General features: G+C 43.4%; 17 protein-coding genes. 2 read left to right on the forward strand and 15 right to left on the reverse strand.

Annotated elements, in window-relative coordinates:
• Positions 1–97: 97 nt before the first annotated feature.
• From NBH03_RS08260 to NBH03_RS08295, 8 genes are all read right to left on the reverse strand, one after another.
• On the reverse strand, positions 98–1,360 hold the full coding sequence (locus NBH03_RS08260) for a M20 family metallopeptidase (protein ID WP_250799046.1): 1,263 nt from the start codon (positions 1,358–1,360) through the stop codon (positions 98–100).
• Between the two features lie 63 nt (positions 1,361–1,423).
• Positions 1,424–2,404 carry an ABC transporter ATP-binding protein gene (locus NBH03_RS08265; protein ID WP_250799048.1) on the reverse strand — a complete coding sequence of 327 codons (981 nt, stop codon included), beginning with the start codon at positions 2,402–2,404 and terminating at the stop codon, positions 1,424–1,426.
• On the reverse strand, positions 2,397–3,410 hold the full coding sequence (locus NBH03_RS08270; RefSeq protein WP_117528450.1) for an ABC transporter ATP-binding protein: 1,014 nt from the start codon (positions 3,408–3,410) through the stop codon (positions 2,397–2,399). Before NBH03_RS08270 ends, NBH03_RS08265 begins: the two co-directional genes overlap by 8 nt.
• A gap of 13 nt (positions 3,411–3,423) precedes the next feature.
• Entirely contained in the window at positions 3,424–4,602 is a 1,179-nt protein-coding gene (locus tag NBH03_RS08275; protein WP_250799050.1) for a M20 family metallopeptidase, read from the reverse strand.
• 202 nt (positions 4,603–4,804) lie between these two features.
• Positions 4,805–5,719, reverse strand: coding sequence for an ABC transporter permease (locus NBH03_RS08280; protein WP_117541361.1), 915 nt, complete (start codon positions 5,717–5,719; stop codon positions 4,805–4,807).
• Positions 5,720–6,679 (reverse strand): ABC transporter permease, encoded by a 960-nt coding sequence (locus tag NBH03_RS08285; protein ID WP_117528447.1) that lies wholly within the window; start codon positions 6,677–6,679, stop codon positions 5,720–5,722.
• A gap of 107 nt (positions 6,680–6,786) precedes the next feature.
• Positions 6,787–8,424: an ABC transporter substrate-binding protein gene (locus NBH03_RS08290; protein ID WP_250799052.1), complete on the reverse strand. Its 1,638-nt coding sequence runs from the start codon at positions 8,422–8,424 to the stop codon at positions 6,787–6,789.
• 29 nt (positions 8,425–8,453) lie between these two features.
• Complete coding sequence (locus NBH03_RS08295) at positions 8,454–9,629, reverse strand: M20 metallopeptidase family protein (protein WP_250799054.1); 1,176 nt, start codon at positions 9,627–9,629, stop codon at positions 8,454–8,456.
• A 265-nt stretch (positions 9,630–9,894) separates the two neighbouring features.
• Between NBH03_RS08295 and NBH03_RS08300 the strand changes: the two genes are divergently transcribed.
• Together NBH03_RS08300 and NBH03_RS08305 are read left to right on the forward strand one after the other, a co-directional pair.
• Positions 9,895–10,833, forward strand: coding sequence for a DUF1177 domain-containing protein (locus NBH03_RS08300; protein WP_250799061.1), 939 nt, complete (start codon positions 9,895–9,897; stop codon positions 10,831–10,833).
• 13 nt (positions 10,834–10,846) lie between these two features.
• Entirely contained in the window at positions 10,847–11,524 is a 678-nt protein-coding gene (locus NBH03_RS08305) for an AroM family protein (RefSeq protein WP_250799064.1), read from the forward strand.
• 196 nt (positions 11,525–11,720) lie between these two features.
• Here the strand turns inward: NBH03_RS08305 and htpG are convergent, their stop codons facing one another.
• From htpG to NBH03_RS08340, 7 genes are all read right to left on the reverse strand, one after another.
• Complete coding sequence (gene htpG, locus NBH03_RS08310) at positions 11,721–13,730, reverse strand: molecular chaperone HtpG (protein ID WP_250799066.1); 2,010 nt, start codon at positions 13,728–13,730, stop codon at positions 11,721–11,723.
• Between the two features lie 370 nt (positions 13,731–14,100).
• Positions 14,101–14,922: an alkaline phosphatase family protein gene (locus NBH03_RS08315; protein ID WP_250799068.1), complete on the reverse strand. Its 822-nt coding sequence runs from the start codon at positions 14,920–14,922 to the stop codon at positions 14,101–14,103.
• Positions 14,923–14,942: 20 nt separating this feature from the next.
• Positions 14,943–15,440, reverse strand: a complete 498-nt coding sequence (locus NBH03_RS08320; protein WP_215690286.1) for a DUF5721 family protein — start codon at positions 15,438–15,440, stop codon at positions 14,943–14,945.
• A 227-nt stretch (positions 15,441–15,667) separates the two neighbouring features.
• Positions 15,668–17,101: an adenylosuccinate lyase gene (purB, locus tag NBH03_RS08325; RefSeq protein WP_250799070.1), complete on the reverse strand. Its 1,434-nt coding sequence runs from the start codon at positions 17,099–17,101 to the stop codon at positions 15,668–15,670.
• 799 nt (positions 17,102–17,900) lie between these two features.
• A complete protein-coding gene (gene purF, locus NBH03_RS08330) occupies positions 17,901–19,406 on the reverse strand; it encodes an amidophosphoribosyltransferase (protein WP_015512868.1) in 1,506 nt (501 codons plus the stop codon).
• The gene (purC, locus tag NBH03_RS08335; protein WP_015512867.1) at positions 19,372–20,079 is read right to left on the reverse strand and encodes a phosphoribosylaminoimidazolesuccinocarboxamide synthase; all 708 of its coding nucleotides are present in this window, start codon (positions 20,077–20,079) and stop codon (positions 19,372–19,374) included. The genes purF and purC overlap by 35 nt, the downstream gene beginning before the upstream one ends.
• 339 nt (positions 20,080–20,418) lie before the next feature.
• On the reverse strand, positions 20,419–21,087 hold the full coding sequence (locus tag NBH03_RS08340; RefSeq protein WP_227081843.1) for a YesL family protein: 669 nt from the start codon (positions 21,085–21,087) through the stop codon (positions 20,419–20,421).

Genomic DNA, 21,087 nt, shown 5'->3' on the forward strand with positions numbered 1-21,087 from the left:
TCTCGTGCAAGCACGGACTTTGGCTCGTTGCTCGCGTAAAATAAAAGCTGCCAGCTCTTAAAAACTGGCAGCTTTTTATCGATGTTTTATTTAACTTTTATTTTACGCCGAGGAGGTCGCACAGGGACAATACATAAATCTGTCCTGCATTGACAACGTCTTCGATGTCTACATTTTCGTTTGGTGCATGGATGCCTTCTGTGTTGGATGGGCCATACTGGATGGTTGGTACGCCCTTGAGACGGTATTCTCTTGCGTCGCTGCAAGCCCACTGCCATGCCGGATATACAGTAATACCCCAGATGGCCTCTGCATTCTTCTTGATGGCCTGTACGATGTCTGAGTCATCACGGGTGACATTCGCTTCGCTCTTCCAAAGGAGTTCATATTCAACGCCTTCCACACCGGCAGTCTTAATCATTTCTTTGACTGTGTTCTCAATTTCTTCATGATCCACGCCATAAGGCAGACGACAGTCGATGGTTGCTTCGCAGTAATCCGGAACCATATTAGGACGTGTGCCGCCGGAAATCAGGCCTACATTGGCTGATACATGGTTAATAACATTGCCGATGCCCTTCATATCCAGTTCTTTTTCTGCAACCATCTGTGAATTAGCCAGAGACTGTAAAAGATCTTCCGGATAATGACCTTCAATCTTTGTCAGCATTTCGATATTTGCCAGAACTTTGTTCAGTTTCAGGATAGCATTATCACCCTTGTAATTGCCAAGGCTTCCATGGGCAGACTTGCCGATGGATTTGAAGACAATATGCAGGTTGCCTTTCTGTCCGGATTCGATGGTCCAGTTGGTTGTCGGTTCCGCAATAATGGCTGCATTGGCTCCTTCAGCGTAGCCCTGTTCACAAAGCCATGTTGTTCCATATTCACTGCCGCTCTCCTCATCAGAAACAATATGAAGACGGATATTACCTTTCAAGTCTGCTCCTGAATCTTTCAATACTTTCATAGCAAACAGAAGACCTGCCACACCGGCTTTCATATCAGAAGCGCCGCGGCCAAGGATTCTCTTGTCTGTAATTTCGCCACCAAATGGATCATAATCCCACTGAGAGCGATCGCCGGCAGGGACAACATCCACATGTCCATTCAAAATCACACTGAAGCCGTCATCGCTGCCCATTTTTGCCAGTACATTCGGATGATCAGGATTACAGGAAACTTCTTCATAGCTGATACCTGCATCAGACAGATACTTTTCTACAAAATCAATGACATCTCTCTGTGTTCCTACAGGATTCTCACTCGGGATACGAATCAGATCTGAAGCCAGTTTGACAAGATCATTCCTTCTGCTTTTAGCCAGTTCCCAAACATCATTTCTTGTTACATTGTTCATTGAAATTCATCCTCTTTTCATTTTCTGCAGTTGCTCAAAATCAGATTTTGGAACTGCTGTATTTTACTCATATAAGAAACATGCAACCTGGTGACCATCACCAGCATCCTTTAACTTAGGGATTTCCTTTCTGCACCTATCCATGCAGTTCGGGCATCTGCCCGCTAACGGACATCCAATCTGATCGCCGATCGGGCTTGGAATATCACCTTTTAGGACAATACGTTCTTTTTTGGCAAAAGGTGAAACCGGCGGAATCGCGGACAATAATGCCTTCGTATACGGATGCAGCGGATTCTCATAAATGGCATCCGCTTCACATAATTCTACAATTCTTCCCAGGTACATAATGGCAATTCTGTCACTGACATGTTTGATAACACCCAGGTCATGGGAAATAAAGATATATGTCAGATTGTACTGCTGCTGCAGTCTGTTGAACAGATTCAGCACCTGTGCCTGAATGGATACGTCCAACGCAGAAACCGGCTCATCACAGACAATTACCTTCGGATTCATAGCCAACGCTCTGGCCACATTGATACGCTGTCTTTGACCGCCTGAAAATTCATGAGGGAAACGGTTGACGTGCTGAATATCAAGACCAACCTCTCTCATCAGTTCCAGAACACGTTTTTCACGCTCATTTTTATCGGAAATCAGTTTATGCACGATCAGCGGTTCCTCGATCAATTTGCCGGCTGTCTTTCTCGGATCCAATGAAGAGTAAGGATCCTGGAAAACCATCTGGACATCCTTCTTGGCTTTCTTAAGTTCTGCCCCTTTCAGTGAAAAAAGGTCTTTGCCGTCAAAAGTCACAGAACCGGCGGTTGCCTTGTGCAGCTGGATCAATGTACGACCGAATGTTGATTTACCGCAACCGGATTCGCCGATAACACCCAATGTCTCACCTTCATAAATATCTACAGACACATCGTTTAACGCATGGAGAATCTGAGGTTTACCGCCAAGCTTTTTGCTTTTGATCTCAAATTCCTTGGTCAGATGCTCAATTTTCATCAAAACTTTCTTTTCATTACTCATCCTTTAAGCCCTCTCCTTTCTCCAGTTTATTGGTCAGATTCTGTCTGTGGCAGGCTACAAAGTGTCCCGGTTCTACTTCAACAAGAGGTGGTACAGACTGTGTACAGGCTTCTGTCACATACGGACATCTGTTGTAGAAATTACAGCATTTGCCTGTCAGACGAAGGTCAGGCGGTGTACCTGGAATAGTCTTTAATTCACCCTTGGATTCATCAGACAATTTCGGCATAGAATCCAGGAGTCCCCATGTATATGGATGACGCGGATTGCTGTAAAGTGTCTTTGTATCTGTAAATTCCACTGTATTGCCGGCATACATAACCATGACTTTATCACACATTTCCCACACAACGCCCAGGTTATGTGTAATCAGAAGAATGGCTGTATCCATATCTCTCTGAAGTTCTTTCAGAAGTTCCAAAACCTGTGCCTGAACGGTTACATCCAAAGCCGTCGTCGGCTCATCGGCAATGATCAGTTTTGGTTTACAGCAAACTGCCATGGCAATGATCACACGCTGACACATACCGCCTGAAAGTTCATATGGGTATGAATTCATACGTTTCTCAGGTTCAGGAATCCCAACTTTACTCAATGCCTCAACAGACATTTTCCAGGCTTCATCTTTCGTCACATTCTGATGAGCCATGATCATTTCTGTCATCTGCTTGCCAATCTTGAAAACCGGGTCAAGGGATGTCATCGGATCCTGGAAAATAACAGCAATATCTTTGCCTCTGAAATCATTTAACTCTTTTTTGCTTAATGCCAGAACATCTTTGCCTTCAAATTCAATGGAACCTCCGACAATCTTGCCTGTTCTTGGCGGAAGAAGACGGATAATAGAGCTGGAAGTCACACTCTTACCGGAACCTGACTCACCAACAATACCCATGGTCTCGCCTTTTGCTATATTAAAACTTACACCATCTACCGCCTTCGCAATACCGCTGGCTGTATAAAAGTAAGTCTTTAAATCTTTGACTGTCAATATATTTTCACTCATCGTATCACCTCGATTACTCGTATTGTGCTTTCATTTTACTGAATGCTTTTCGCACCGCTTCCATCTTAGAGGAATCTGAAAGGATATCCACCGCAGTCATAGCCATACCCTTCGCTGCCGCCTCGATGGCTCTGTATCCATCGGAACTTCCTGTTGCTTCCTCAAATTCCGGTGTATGAACCCTGAGTCCCGGTCGAAGCCGGATATAGGCCTGGATGCCCGGAAGTGCATGGGTCACATTCCCCATATCCGTACAGCCAATTCCCTGTTCCTTTAATCTCGGACACAGTTCTTCACCAAGAACTTTGAAATTCTCTGCCAGTGTATCCTCCAGAACAGGATTATTGCGAATATCCTCATAAGATAAATCAATCATCTCATATTCAAAACGCGTTCCCGTAATTGCTGCCACATTCTCACAGATTTTGATGAAGCGATGGAATAATTCCCATTTATATTTCATACTGAATGACCGAATGGTAAACTCCGCAGAACAATGATCCGGTATAAAAATAGCCTGATCGCCGCCGTCACGGATAATGCCAAGAATCTTACCCTTGTCTCCAAGTTCAAGACGCATGGCATTGACAATATTAAACAGTTCAAGAACAGGCGTCAATGCGCTGATTCCCTCTTCCGGCCATGTGGCTGCATGCGCTGTTTTGCCATAATAATGTACGCGGATATCTGTTTTTGAATAGGAAATATCATTGACACATGTATCTGATGAGGCGTGAGTCAGCATCGCAAAATCAAGGCCTTCAAAAGCGCCGTTTTCCAGCATAGTGATCTTGCCTCCGCCGCCTTCCTCTGCAGGTGTCCCGAGAACAGTAATTTTACCGCCTAATGTATCAATCACAGATTTCAGACCAATTCCCGCACCGCAGGCAATGGCACACATCAGATTATGTCCGCAGGCATGTCCCATGCCCGGAAAAGCATCAAATTCACCAACAAACCCTACATTCAGTCCGGGTTTTCCGCTGTCATAAACCGCTTTTACACTTGTCTCAATGCCTCCGACACCTGTTTCTACCTGAAAACCATATTTTCTCAAAAGTTCAGACATGGCTTTGCATGCTTTAAACTCATGAAAACTGTATTCTGGATGATGCCAGAGATAATCTGAAAGTTCTCTCAGATCCGGCATGATTTCTTCTATTCTTTTTTGAACTGTCTGTTTATTTTCCATTTCATTCATCCTTTATTTGTAACTGTTCAGAGCCAAGCAAAATCTCATAAAACAGGCATAAAATGCATGCATTTTTAAGACTGTTTTTGAAATTTTATTTGGCGGATACGCCACACCGACGAAATGCGTCGCATTTTGGAGGTTGGCTCTGAATAGATATCTTTATTCAAACTGAGGATCTGCGAAGACCTTCGCAGCACAATTACTGTTTCATCTTAGGATCCAGCACGTCGCGGATACCATCACCGAAAAGGTTAAAGCCAAGTACAGTGATCAAGATAAATGCACCGGAGATTGTTGCCACAAACGGTGCGGTTGTCAAACTGCTTTTGCCTTCACGAAGAATACTTCCCCATGAAGCTGTCGGTGCAGCAATACCAAGGCCGAGGAAACTTAAGGCTGCCTCAGAAATAATGGCACTGGCTACATTCAATGTTGCATATACAATAATCGGAGAAATAGCATTCGGAAGAATATGTGTAAACAGCAGTCTTGTGTTGGAAACACCGATCACACGACAGGCATTGCAGTATTCTTCATTTTTAACAATATGTACTTCACCACGAACCACACGGGCAAAGCTTGGAATATTACCGATACCGATGGCAATGATAACATTGATCAGTCCCTGTCCGAGTACTGTCATCAGAATAATGGATAACAGTACAAATGGGAAGGAGAGAAAACCATCCATGATTCGCATGATCACAGAGTCTACAATACCGCCCATGAAACCTGCGATCAGGCCAAGCAGCACACCAATGATACCGCCAACGAATGTACCTCCTGCAGCAACAATCAGCGAAACTCTGGCACCGTAAATCACACGGGACAGAAGATCACGTCCGAACTGGTCTGTTCCGAAAATATGACCTTCTGAAAAAGGTTTCAGAAATGCATCCAGTGGATGAATTTCATCCGGATCATAAGGTGCAAGGACAGGTGCAAAAACGGCGATGAAAACCATGACAACAACAATCACAAGACCGATCATGGCTGTTTTGTTTCGTTTTAATTTGTTCCAGACATTATTGGCACGACGTTCTGTTTTGAGCATTTCTGCCTGAGCATCCAGGCCGAGTGCATCCGCGGATGTCGTTTTTGTTGTATCTGCCATTTAATTACCCCCTTTCGAATCATAGCTGACGCGTGGATTAATAATCATATAAACCACGTCTACCAGTAAATTGACAACGACAAAGACAACGGCAATAAAAAGGACCGTTCCCTGAATCAGCATATAATCTCGGTTATCGATGGCGGATACGATCATCGTACCCATACCAGGCCATGAAAAGATACTCTCTGTCAAAATGGCACCTGTAAAAGCGCTGGCCAACTGAAGACCAAGAACTGTGACAATTGGAGGCAATGCATTTTTTAATGCATGCTTCCAGATAATGCTGCTCTCTTTGATACCACGGGCACGAAGTGCTTTGATGGAATCACTATGTATAACCTCCAGCATACTGGAGCGGGTTATTCTGGCGAATGTTGCGGTAGGGATTGTTGCCAGACAGAAACATGGCAGTACCATATGGGAGATCACATCTCCGATACCTTTGCTCATAGAGCCCATGCCCAGGGCAGGCAGCCATCCAAGCTGTACTGAAAACAGGTTGACAAGCATCAGGCCCAGCCAGAAAATCGGCATGGACACACCAACCAGTGCAAGAATCATAAAAATATAATCTAAAATCGAATACTGTTTTATCGCGGATAAAACACCAATGCCAACACCAATAAAAATAGCAATGACCAAACTGGTCAGAGTAATGACCAGCGTATTTGGAATTCTTTCTGCAATCAGGCTTGTAACCGGACGATTATAGACATAAGATGTACCAAAATCTCCATGCAGAATACCAATCATATAATCTGCATACTGTTCAAGCTTGCTCTTATTTAATCCAAGCTTAATCTCCATCTCGGCAATATCCTGGGCAGAAGCCTGCGGACCGAGGATTGTACGTGCCGGATTACCCGGAATCATTCGTGTCAAAACGAAAGTAATCGTAATAACAATGAGGAGTGTTGGAATACTTTGTAAAATACGTTTGAGAATTGTTTTTAACACTTACTTAATACACCACCATTTCATTTCAGCTGTCCGCAATCCACTGCGGACTTCTTAAAAAGAGAGGCGCGAACTCGCCGCGCCCCGCTTTCAAACACTCATTAATATTAGTCTGTTACCCATACATTGTTTTCTGTTGTAACAAATTTGACTGTATTATCTGCTCTCTCAATAAAATCATGAACACGGCCGTTAACACCGTAGATAACGTTTTCATTTGCATAGAAGAGACCTGGAAGATCATCTACGATCAGAGCAAGCGCCTGTTTATAGTAATCTGCACGATCAGCCTGATCTGTTGCTTCCAGCGCTTTCTGAAGTAATTCATCAACCTGTGGGTTGGAGTAATGCTGACCATTACCGATACCGCCAAACTCATCTGTTGAGAAGAGTTTGTTCAGGAAGAAGTATGGATCCGGATACCATGTCCAGGACATACCATAGACATCTGCATTATTTGACATTGCAACTTCTGAGAATGTGCCCCATTCAGATGCATGAATGTTTAAAGTAACGCCAACCTGTGCCCAGTAAGCCTGAAGAAGGACAGCCATGTTCTGTCTTGCTTCTGTATCACTGATGTAAAGATCAAGTGTCAGGCCGTCACCGTAACCAGCTTCTGCAAGAAGGGCTTTGGCATCTTCTGGATCATAACCTGGAACTTTGCTTTCAAGAGAAGCATCGTAACCCCATGAGCCCGGAGGCAGTGGAAGGCTTGCTTTCTGTGCTTCGCCGTATTTATACAGGGAAGCAACCATTTCCTCTACATTGACTGCTTCAATCAGCGCTTTTCTGACTTTGATATCAGCTGTAGGTCCCTGTTCCATGTTGAAGTAAATGTATGCAACATGAAGTCCCGGTGTCTCAAGCAGAGTCAGATCTGCATTATCCTTAACTTTCTGAACAGATTCACCCTTCAGATCCATGGCGACATCAAGCTCACCTGTCTGAAGTGCATTGGCTGCCTGTGTAGAGTCTGTGATAACCTTGAAAATAACTTCATCAAGATTTGGCTCTGCCAACCAGTAATCAGCGTTCTTCTTCAGAACTGCCTGCTGGTCAAGCTGAAAAGATTCCAGAGAGAAAGGACCTGTACCAACTAAATGGCTGCCAAAGTCATCGCCCCAGCCTTCAACTTCTTCCTTAGGAACGATTGCGTTGCCCGCATCTGTTAATGCTGTCAGGAAAGAAGAGTTCGCTGTTTTCAGTGTACATGTCACTTCATAATCGCCTGTTGCTTCTGCTTTGTCAAGCATGGACAGACGGTTGCTGTCTGAAAGTTCACCTGAACGGTTCAGTGAGTAAGCAACATCTTCCGCTGTCATCTCACGGCCATCCTGATACTTTCCTTTCTGGAACTTAACACCCTGACGGATATTGAATACATATGTCATACCATCATCAGAAACTGTCCAGTCTGTTGCCAGAGAAGGTACATACTCAGATAAATCCTTGTTGTACTCGACCAGAGTATCACAGACATTTTTGATAATCTGGCTTTCATAAACACCGCTGTAGTGGATTGGATCCAGTTTACTTGGTGAAGCGGATAAGGAAATTGTCAGTGTACCACCTTTGACTGGATCTCCTTCTGCTTCTGTCTCGCCGGATGCTGTTGTCTCTGCTGCAGCTGAAGAACTGTTTGCTGCTGTACCTTCTGTTTCTTTAGAACCAGAATTACCGCAGGCTGCAAGAGAAACGCACATGGATGCAACAAGTGCAAGTGCTAAAATTCTTTTTTTCATCTCTTTTCCTCCTCGTGAAAAAATTATAACTACTGGTGTTCCTCCAGCCATCTCATGGCACATTCTGTATACACAGCAGCCATTCTGTGGATTGCTTCTTCATTAAAAGTAACCCTGCAATCGTGAACACCATAATTATAGCCTTCTTCCGTGCTTCCCGTACCAAACCAGTACAGGACAGATGGAACCTTAACGGAAAGTGCCGAAAAATCTTCGGACCCCGTCATTCGCTCGATCGGCTGTGCCGTACTTTCACCGAGCAGATCATCAATATAACGGATGGTATCCGTTAAAAGCTGATCATCATTATACATTGGCGGAATACCATCTCCAATGAAATCAATTTCACATTCCGCACGGAATGTCTTACATACACCTTCGCAGATATCAATCAGTCTCTGTCTGGCAAAAGCCTTGACATCCATGTTCATTGTCCGGATTGTTCCCTGCAGAACTGCCTCAGCCGGCATAATATTGGCTGCCGTTCCTGCATGCATAGAACAAATCGTCAGGACAATCAGTTCATTTGGATTGATCTCTCTGCTGTTGATGGTCTGAAGGGCCAGCTGTATATGACAGGCCACATTGATGGGATCTACATTTCTGTGAGGTGCTGCACCGTGTCCGCCGATACCTTTGACCTTAATTGTAAAGACATCACTGGAACCGCAGCCTGTTCCTCTTGTATAGCCGGCCTTGCCAAGGCTGTCATGCAGCACATGGATTGCCATAGCCGCATCCACATGAGGATTCTCCAGAATACCAGCCGCAATCATGTCATTGGCTCCATCCATGATCTCCTCCGCCGGCTGAAACATCAGCTTCACCTGCCCCTTCAACTCACTTTCATGGGCTTTCAGAAGTTTGGCCGCCCCAAGAAGGGCAGATGTATGAAAATCATGTCCGCAGGCATGCATTTTCCCATTGATAGAACAAAACGGCAATCCTGTCTCTTCCTTCATCGGAAGTGCATCCATATCGCCGCGAATCAAAAAAGTCTTCCCGCCATCAGGGCCGATCACTGCACTGATACCTGCTTTTCCGACCGCCTTTGGTGCATATCCATATTCTCTTAATTGCTGCATCACATACGCTGTTGTCTCCGGAAGATCAAATCCAAGCTCCGGATTCTGATGGAGATGTCTGCGATGTGCGATCAGCTCGTTCTCAATCGCTTTCGCTTCACTTACGATTGAACTCTGCATAGCTTTCAACTCCTTACATCATATATCCATAATGATATATCCACAATGGACATTTGTCTGCACAAGACGTATTATACTATTGTATTTTCAATTCTGCAAGTCCTTTTGCATTTTTATTCAAAAAATTTATTCATTCGTCACTTTAATCTGTTAAAAGAGAGGATTTCCTTTCAAATTCTATTGACCCATATCACATTTTGCTATAAACTGAATGTAATGTGCAAATATGCCATATATCATTTTATATCTAAGGAGGCAATTAACCATGTTATTAAGACAGGTTATCGAACTGTTTGATCTGCTTGACACTCCTGCTGCCAACGGCACAACAGTCACAGATCTTTTTAAGGAAAGAGGTAACGTAGAAGTTACTGTAGAAAATGTCAAAGGTGATGAAGGCGACACAGATTGTGTAACAATTCTCATTAAAGGCAGCGAAGGAAAATCTGTCGGTGGCTCTGCTCCGACACTCGGAATCATTGGACGTCTTGGCGGACTTGGTGCAAGACCCGAAGTGACAGGTTTCGTTTCTGATGGCGATGGTGCATTAGCTGCACTGGCTGCCGGTCTTAAACTGACAGAAATGAACACCAAAGGTGACATTATGAAAGGTGATGTCATCATCGCAACCCATATCTGCCCGGATGCACCAACTCAGGAACATTTTCCTGTACCATTCATGGGTTCACCAATCGACATGACAACAAACAATGAGAAAGAAGTTCTTCCGGATATGGATGCCATTCTTTCTATTGATACAACAAAAGGAAACCGTGTCATCAATTTAAACGGTTTCGCACTTTCTCCGACCATCAAAGAAGGCTATATTCTTGAAGTCAGCAATGACCTGATGGACGTTATGACACGTGTCACAGGCAAGCTGCCTGCTATTTTCCCTGTTGCACAGCAGGATATCACCCCTTACGGCAATGATCTGCACCATCTGAACAGTATTCTTCAGCCTGCGACTTCAACAAATGCCCCTGTTGTAGGTGTTGCCATTACAACAGAACAGCCAGTCGCCGGCTGCGCTACAGGTGCATGCCATTTTGAAGATGTTGAATCCGCTGCAAGATTTGCTGTCGAAGTTGCCAAAGGTTATGGCGACGGCATCATTTCTTTCTATGATCAGAAAGAATACGATCATCTGATTGAATTATACGGACCAATGAACGTATTCCAGACTTTCGGCAAGGATAAATAAAAGGACTGATTACATGAAACAGATCAAAATCGGTGCAATTACCATCGGACAGGCACCCCGCACGGATATCACCAGAGATATCCTGCCGCTGCTGCCGGATTACATGACATTGACAGAATATGGTGCTTTAGATGATATGACCTATGAAGAAGTCATGTCACAGTTTGCTCCATCTGAAGATGATGAAGTGCTGGTCTCTCGCATGCGTGATGGCAGGCAGGCCAAATTTACAGAACGTTTTATCCGTCCCCTTGTCCAGCAGAAGATTGATCAGGCAGAGGCAGAAGGCGTATCAGCGATTATCCTGTTCTGTACCGGCGTTTTTCCGGAATTCAGACACCAGGTGCTTTTCATCGAACCTCAGCCGCTTTTCCATGCTATTGCTGCTAAACTGGCGGGCAATCAAAAAATCGGCATCCTTGTCCCGGAACCGGATCAGGTGGAACAGGCTTATCATACCTGGGGCAAAAGCGGCATCTCTATAGAAGCCACCTCTGCCTCTCCGTATCTGGAATTTGACAAAATCGTAGAAGCAGCTTCTTTCTTTAAGGACAAGGATCTGGCTTTTATCTGTACCGACTGTATGGGATTTACCATGGAGATGAAGCACCGTATCCAGGAGATCACCGGACTTCCGGTTCTTCTTCCAAGGACACTGGTTGTTCGTATCCTTTGCGAAATGTTCTCATAATATTGAATATTACATATTGAAGGATACAAAAAAGAAATCCGTTCCGGTTTGTTTTTACCGGAGCGGATTTCTTCTTATATTTATACTTTATTATAGTGCCGTGCTAATTTGTTACTCATTTACTACATTATCGAATTATCCGTTTATCATTGTAGTGCATAAAAATTCGATCAATTTGTAAAAATATACATTTACTTTATTTTGCAAGGAGTTTCAGAATTTCGTTGCTTCTTGCAACGAATTTCGTCATGGCTTCTGCACTTAATGGGCAGTGGCTTAATAATGCCAGATCATAAATCTGCTGACAGAACATATTGACATGCTCGCCTTCCGGATTGTTCAGTACATACTGTACCAGTGCATTATTCGCATTCAGTACAAGGGTCTGGCCTTCTGTGCCCATCTGACCCTGACTCATGCCGTACATCTTCATCATATCCTGCATACGACGCATATCCTCGGATAATGTAATCATGGCTGATGTGTCTGCATTCTTCAGTTTCTCAACCTTCACATCCAGTTCTTCTACACCAAGAGCTTTCTTGAAGATATCTGTCAGCTTTGTCTGATCCTCTTCAAGAACCTTCTTGTCATCTTCACTGGCTGCTTCTTTGAATACGTCCGCCAGATCTGTATCAATACGTCTGAACTTCACATTCTTGTCCTTCATTGCCTCTTCAAGACGGCTGATGAATGGCTGATCGATTGGATTCTTCAGGATAACCGCATTCAGTCCCTGTTCCCTGAACATGTTGATATACTGTGACTGCTGCAGTTCATCAGTGACATAGAATACCTGATTCTCATGTTTATCCTTAGCAGCCTCAAGATATTCATCCAGTGAAATATACTTGCCATCAAGATCCTTGTAAATGATGTAATCCTTCATCTTCTCGTTGAACTTGTCATCCTTGATGCAGCCGAACTTGATGAATGGATTAATATCATCCCAATACTTCTCATAGCTTTCTCTATCTGTCTTGCACATACCGGAGAGCTTGTCTGCGACCTTCTTCGTAATATAATCAGAAATCTTCTTAACAAAACCATCATTCTGCAGTGCAGATCTTGAAACGTTCAAAGGCAGATCCGGACAATCGATGACACCCTTTAAGAGCATCAGGAATTCAGGAATAACCTCCTTGATATTATCTGCGATAAATACCTGATTGTTGTACAGTTTAATTGTACCTTCAATGGATTCATATTCCATGTTAATCTTAGGGAAGTACAAAATACCCTTCAGGTTAAACGGATAATCCATATTCAGATGGATCCAGAATAAAGGTTCCTTATAATCATGGAAAACACTTCTGTAAAATTCCTTGTATTCTTCATCTGTACAGTCATTCGGATGCTTTGTCCACAATGGATGGATATCATTCATCAGGGAAGGACGCTTATTGATCTTGTATCTTTCCTTACGAGGCGATACAACAACGGTTTCTTTCTCGCCGTTCTCATTCTCCTTCTCTTCTGTCTTCTCATCTTCGACAATTGTCTCTGCGATGACATCGTCCTCACGAAGTTCATCCTTCTCGATGGTCTGATATTCCTGTTCGCCGCCTTCTTTGCTGAGGTAGATCTCAACAGGCATGAAAGAACAGTACTTTGTAATGACCTCACGGGCACGATATTCATTGGAGAATTCATAGCTGTCTTCATTCAGATACAATGTAATCTCTGTACCTCTTGTTGTTCTGCTGCCCTTGCTCATGCTATATTCACTGTCACCGTCACATTCCCAGAATACCGGTTCTGCGCCTTCCTGATAGGACAGTGTATCAATTGTAACCTTATCTGCAACCATAAATGCAGAATAGAAACCAAGACCAAAATGACCGATGATCTGATCTTCATTTGTCTTGTCCTTGTACTTCTCAAGGAAATCTGTCGCACCGGAGAAAGCAATCTGTGTAATATACTCTTTCACTTCATCTGCTGTCATACCGATACCATTATCGATAAACTTCAATGTCTTCTCTTCCGGATTCACAATGACATCCACACGGAACTTCTCACCTTCCTGAAGCTGGTACTCACCCATCACTTCAAGCTTCTGTACCTTTGTCACTGCATCACAGCCATTGGAGATTAACTCTCTGAAAAATATATCATGGTCTGAATACAGCCATTTCTTAATAATTGGGAACAAATTCTCACTGTTAATCGATAAATTGCCCTGTTCCTGTTTAACTTCTGACATATTCAACACTCCTGTTCTATACAATAATATAATAAAATGCCAACTATTGGCAGTCATCAGCGTCTTCTGCTAACAAGTATTGTAATACCTTTATTTCTAAATGTCAAGAAAAAATTAGCACTCATTTTTAACGAGTGCTAATATAAAAAAACCTCCCGGAGCATATAATTTCTCTGTTGGCAGAAATCAGTCTGTCAGCACCGTCCTTCATATAGTGAGATCCATCAGGTCAGTTCCGCACTACCGATGGCTTTATAAAATATTCTATAAAAGAAAAGGTTCTGATAGATATCTCACATCAATATCTATCAGAACCTTTTTCTTTTACTATTCGATTGATTATTTTGTATGCTTATTTTGAATCATATAATTATTTAGAAAAAACAATCTCCAACTCCTGCTTCATATCCTCTGTCGCTGGAACGCCCATCAGTTTGCACACCAGCGGTGCCACATTCAGCTGTGAAATATAATTTTCCTCAAAACGTCCATTCTCCACTTTATCGCTGAAAATATAGAGTGCAACCTCTCTCTGGGCATGTTCCGTCCCCACATGAATACCAAGGTTGTTCATTCCGTGGTCTGCTGTCACCACTACTTGGTATCCTTTCTCCAACCATTCCGGCATTCTTGCTGCTATAAGATGTCCCACAGCAGCCACCGCATTGGCATATTCAGCACTGTCTGCCCCTTTCATGTGACCCCATTCATCCACCGCCATAGTGTGATACAGCATAAAATCCGGGTCGAAAGTTTTGCGCAGGCATTCTCCCTCGGCAAAGACGTGGGAATCTGGATAGTTATCATCCCAGTAGTACATACCGTACTGAATGGAGCCCTCAGCATCCAACTGCACCCTGTCTCTGTCTGATACATACGGTGCCCTGCTGTAAAGTTCACTCATCCATGAGTAAGAAATCGCAGCTGTTCTGCCGCCTGCCTTGCGGCACAATGAAAAGACGCTGTCATAAGGCAGTACTCCGCCCACCTCATTACAGGTCACACCGTGCTTGCATACAGGAAGCCCGGTAAAAAGGGTGGCATACATCGGCTTTGAAAGTGACGGCAGTTCACCCAACACTTTATATTTCGCACCTTTATTATAATCAATCATATGTTCAAGATATCCCAGATACTTGCTGGCCGCTTCGTACTGACAGGCATCCAGCAACACAAAGATTGTTTTATCCATTGTATTTTCCTCCAACATTTCTACACTTTTTCCACTGTAATCCCATTCTGCTTCATAAACTGCGCCGCAGTGTCATCCCAGACATGTTCCAGTGTCTTATCCATAACAAAAGTTTTATAAGAAAGCCCCGTGACGCAAATCAGCTTCTTGTCCTGATAGCGAATATTCAGATACAGTCCGGATAGCTGTTCCTTCAAATGTTCCAAATGATATTTGCCAAGGAGCCAGTCTGTATTGTGATCAGACAGCTGCAGAACAAATTTGAATGAAACAGGCAGTTTCTTCCCCTTCATCAGCAAAAAAGCCACCGGCTTAATCTCCGACCAAAGACTCCATTTTCTATCCTGAAGAAGCTCTGTTTCATCACTGCTATAGTAATCCTCGTTTAATTCCCCGTCAATGGTAAAAGCAGCAAATGTGGATACTTCTCCCTCGAGAACGTAAAACTGGTCAAAAACATTCTGAATCAGTAATTTTCTTGTAAAATCCCCGATATCTGTGATTGCAAACGTAATCAAGTCTTCTCCCCCATACTCAAACCGGCAGCACCATGCTTTTACACATAATGCTGCCACTAATAACATCTTTAATTAAATTATACGTAACTGTTCAGAGCTAACCTCCAAAATGCTACGCATTTCGTCGGTGTGGCGTATCCGCCAAATAAAATTTCAAAAACAGTCTTAAAAATGCAAGCATTTTATACCTGTTTTTGAAATTTTGCTTGGCTCTGAACAATTACAAATTATACGTTAATTTCAGCCTTGACACCCAATAATTCTTTGTTCGCATCCAAAATCGGCTGAATCACTTCTTCGACAAATTCCTCAACCTGCTGAGGTGCACGGCCGACAAAGTTCTCTGGCTTCATAATTGCTTTCAGCTGATCCATTGTCATACCGAAGGAAGGATCCGCTGCAATACGCTCCAGAAGGTCATTCGGCTTGCCTTCTTCCTTGACAACACGGCCTGCTGCCATAGAATGCTGACGAATCTTCTCGTGCAGTTCCTGTCTGTCACCGCCGGCTTTCACCGCATCCATCATGATATTCTCAGTTGCCATAAATGGCAGTTCATTCATCAGATGCTGTTCAATAACCTTCGGATAAACAACCAGACCATCGACAACATTCAGATATAAATCCAAAATACCATCAATGGCAAGAAATGCTTCCGGCACACTGAGACGTTTATTAGCTGAATCATCCAGAGTTCTCTCAAACCACTGTGTTGCCGCTGTAATTGCAGGATTCAGAACATCTACCATCACGTATCTTGAAAGAGAAGCAATACGCTCACTTCTCATTGGATTTCTCTTATAAGCCATCGCCGATGAACCGATCTGATGCTTTTCAAATGGTTCTTCAATTTCCTTCAGATGCTGAAGAAGACGAATATCGTTGGAAAACTTGTGCGCACTCTGAGCAATTCCGCTGAGAACATTCAACACACGTGTATCCAGCTTACGGGAATATGTCTGTCCGGAAACAGGAAAACATGCTTCAAATCCCATCTTCTGGGCAATCCTCTTATCAGCCTCTTTGCATTTCTCATGGTCGCCGTCAAAAAGCTCCAGGAAACTTGCCTGTGTACCTGTTGTACCTTTGGAACCAAGAAGCTTCAACTGAGAAATAATATAATTCACATCATCCAGATCCATGATCAGTTCATTGAGCCAAAGTGCTGCTCTCTTGCCGACAGTTGTCGGCTGAGCCGGCTGGAAATGTGTGAAAGCCAGTGTCGGCATATTTCTGTACTTCATAGCAAAATCTTTCAATTCTGCAATAACATTGATCAGTTTCTTTCTGACAATGTAAAGCGCTTCACGCATAATGATCACATCTGTATTATCGCCAACATAACAGGATGTCGCACCCAGATGGATAATCCCCTTTGCCTTCGGGCACTGCTGTCCGTAAGCATAAACATGAGACATGACATCATGACGAACCTCTTTCTCACGCTTCTTGGCTACATCATAATTAATATCATCCTTAGCAGCTTTCAGCTCCGCAATTTGCTCATCTGTAATGTCAAGACCGAGTTCCTGCTCTGTTTCAGCCAGAGCGATCCAAAGTCTTCTCCATGTCTTAAACTTCATCTCCGGTGAAAAAACATACTGCATTTCTTTGCTGGCATAACGCTCTGAAAGGGGGCTCTGATAAATCTCGTGATTCATAATTTTTCTCCTTTTATTTGACGGGATTGTGAAACTTCAGGTTTATCGGAAAGATATAAAAATCGACAGGTCATAGCAGGCACGCTCGCGCTGCCCAACGTTGGCAGTGGTACATAAGGCGCTACAAAACAGCGCCTAAGTACCAGCCACGCTGGAAGCACCTGCTTATGACCTGTCGATTTTTATATCTTCTTTCCGGGATGTATCAAGTTTCACAATCCCTGTTAATCTCATCGCATAATTGATTAAAAGAAAACAAATCCCCGACTCACTTCAACCTAAGTGTTGAAAAGCTTCTTCTGTCTTCTTCTTACATCGCTCATTATAGCATTTTTTTATTTCTAACGCTACTATATTTTTGCAGAAGTATGATATCTGCTTTGTCCGGGATTCTTCGATTCCCGGCAGAAGTTTAAAATCTTCTGAACTGATTTTTCTTACAGCCTGCGATCAAATACTTCAAATATAGAATTAAAACGAGCAATACAGTACAGGTGCTTATAATGCGGCTGGTTCTCAGGTGGTGTTTTTTACCGCCTTATGTACCACTGCCAGCATTATCGCAGTGCAAACGTGCCTGTGCTGCATTGCTCATTTTTAATTTACGCGAGCAACGAGCCAAAGTCCGTGCTTGCACGAGACCTTGGCGTTGCTAAGCGCCAGTGGCGCTTGTTTAGCAACGACCGAAACGGAGTGTAGAGGCCGCGATAACTTGAGAAACTCGCGGAGCGTGTTTCTCACAGTTCTATAATGACACGCTTCATCCGCAGGCTTCTTGAACTTTTCAGTTCAGAAGCTTTTAAACTTCCATGTCTCCGCGGATGTCTCTCGTCGGAGGGTCTACAGGATAGTTTCCTGTGAAACAGGCGTCGCAATATTCAAGGTCTTTGACCATTTCATTCATTCTGTCGCAGTCCAGATAACCCAGAGAGTCCGCACCGAGAAGCTGTCTGATTTCATCGATGGTATGATGATTGGCTATCAGCTGATCACCGCTTGGAATATCCGTTCCGAAATAACAAGGGAACTTAAACGGCGGTGAACTGATGCGTACATGAACTTCTGTTGCCCCTGCATTTCTCAGCATGGTGACGATATTCGCACTGGTAGTGCCACGGACAATAGAATCATCCACCATGATGATCCGTTTGCCTTTAACGTTCTCTTTCAGAACATTTAATTTAATCTTGACACTCTGCTCACGCATACTCTGTTTCGGCTTGATGAATGTACGGCCGACATAAGTATTCTTAACAAAAGCCTGCCCATACGGAATGCCAGACTCCAGAGAATAGCCCATGGCTGCGGCATTACCGGATTCCGGTACACCCACAACCATATCTGCTTCTACAGGATGGCTCTGAGCCAGAATTCTGCCTGCCATGATTCTGGAAGCGAAAACAGACACATCGTCAATGACACTGTCCGGTCTTGCGAAATAAATATATTCAAAAATACATCTGGCCGGTTTCACCATATTGCAATACTGACGATTGGATTTCACACCATCCTCAGTAATCGTGATAATCTCACCCGGTTCCAGATCCCTGATAAATTCAGCACCAACGGTATCAAGAGCGCAGGTTTCAGAAGCCACCACATAAGTATCATCTCTCTTGCCCAGACAAAGCGGCTTGAAGCCAAAAGGATCTCTGGCAGCCGTAATCTTTCTCGGACTCATAACAAGCAGAGAATAGGCACCTTTGATATACTGCATGGCTTTTGCCACGGCCTCCTCAACAGAACGACTTGTCACACGCTCTTTGGCTACCAGATAGGCAATAACCTCTGAATCAATGGTTGTCTGGAAAATGGCACCGTTTTTCTCAAGTTCTTCTCTCAGATCAACGGCATTGACCAGATTGCCGTTATGTACAATGGCCAATGTACCTTTGATGTACTTTGTTACCAAAGGCTGTGCATTGGCACGCACACTGCTGCCCGCTGTCGAATAACGCACATGGCCGACAGCAATATCACCATGAAGCTTGTCCAGATTCTCCGGTGTAAAAACTTCACTGACAAGTCCCATGTCTTTATAATATCGGATATCACGATTCTCACTGACTGCGATGCCACAACTTTCCTGTCCGCGATGCTGCAGAGAAAAAAGACCGTAATATACCCAATTGGCGATATCTTCACCCTTCAGATTGTAAGCGCCAAAGACGCCGCACTCCTCATGAAGTTCATCTTTTATATCTGTGCCGCATTCACTGCGGCCTTTATTCTGAAGCTGCTTTTCCACAATATCCTCCTGATCCACTGACTTACGCCAGACCGATTCTTCTGTAAATCTCCTCATAAGCTTCCTCTACATGTCCGAGGTCTCTTCTGAAACGGTCTTTGTCAAGCTTCTCATGTGTCTCACTGTCCCAGAATCGACATGTATCCGGTGAAATTTCATCAGCAAGGATAATCTGACCTTTGTAACGACCAAATTCTACTTTGAAATCAATCAGATCTACTTTGATGCTCTTAAAATAATCTACCAGGATTTCATTGATCTTAAAAACAAGTTCTGTAATCTTGTCAATTTCTTCTCTTGTAGCTGCACCAATGGCAACAGCATAATAATCATTGATCATTGGATCGCCCAGTTCATCATTCTTATAGGAAAATTCAAGTGTCGGGCTTAACAGTCTGAAGCCTTCTTCAATACCAAGTTTCTTGGAAAAACTGCCTGCTGCTACATTTCTTACAATAACTTCAAGCGGAACGATTTCAACCTTCTTCACTGCTGTCTCTCTGTCACTAAGTTCTTCAATAAAATGAGTCGGAATCCCCTTCTCTTCCAGCATCTTGAAAATATGATTCGTCATGCGGTTATTCACAACACCTTTGCCTACAATCGTACCCTTCTTTACACCATTAAATGCTGTTGCGTCATCTTTGTAGTCCACGATTAAAACATCCGGATTCTCTGTTGTATAAACCTTCTTTGCTTTACCTTCGTATAACAATTCTTTCTTTTCCATGATTGCCTCCATCTTCCGCTTTACTTATTCATAAAATTAATAGAAACATTTATAAAAGCCACTTATAAATAGTGCTTATAGATGTCCATAAGTAATCTCAAGAGTTTCCGTCATTATTCGACGTATTTTCTCTGTTCGCCCCTATTTTAACGCATATAGATTGTTTAATCAATAGGATTTTAACAATTAAGTTTAAAAAAAATGCCATATTTTCCCACGAAAATCGGCATTTTTTCTTTTTATAAGTTTTATTAATAAAACAATAATTCATGTACTTATGAAGCCGCTCTTATTTGATGCTCCTGTTTGCACCAATAAAAGAACCTTCGGCAGAGATTTTTATTCTTTTCGGTTATAGTACTCATACTGTTCCGGATGGTTGCGCAATGCTTCTTTCTCCCGATCCTCTTTGCTCATATACTGAACAAAAATACTCTCCAGGATCAGACTATCCACCAGGGCTGCCACAGCAGGGATAAAGACAATCCCAAGCCCAAACAGGTAACAGCCCAGCACTGCCGCCGCCAGAACAACAACCAGCAGCAGTGTTTTCGGCAAGTGCCGGATGGCCATCAGCACACTGTTTGTCAAAATATGTCGTACATCCTGGGTAAAACGTGCAATATAGGCCAATGCATAAACCATCACCGCCGATACCATGCAGATACCAACAATGAAAACAAACTGCAGTGTCTGTGAAACAGCTGTTCCGAAAGCGCCCATCACCCGGATATCCACAAGCAGAATCCCCATCATCACCAGATAAATCAGCCATACTGCCGTGGACTGCTTGAGATTGGATTTAAAACTCTGCCAGAACTCCCTGAATATATAACTGCGTCCATGACGGATCACCTTCGTCACCGTATAATACAGTGCCGTCGATGATGCGCCAATGGTAATGATCGGTATTGAAAACAATATCCATAAGACACTGACATAGATAATGTTGATAATATATGCCATTCCTTCAAACAACGGTCCATCCGTTGAAAAAAAATTCCCCAT

This window comes from Coprococcus intestinalis, assembly GCF_023656595.1.
In the GTDB taxonomy this organism is placed as follows: domain Bacteria; phylum Bacillota; class Clostridia; order Lachnospirales; family Lachnospiraceae; genus Coprococcus_A; species Coprococcus_A intestinihominis.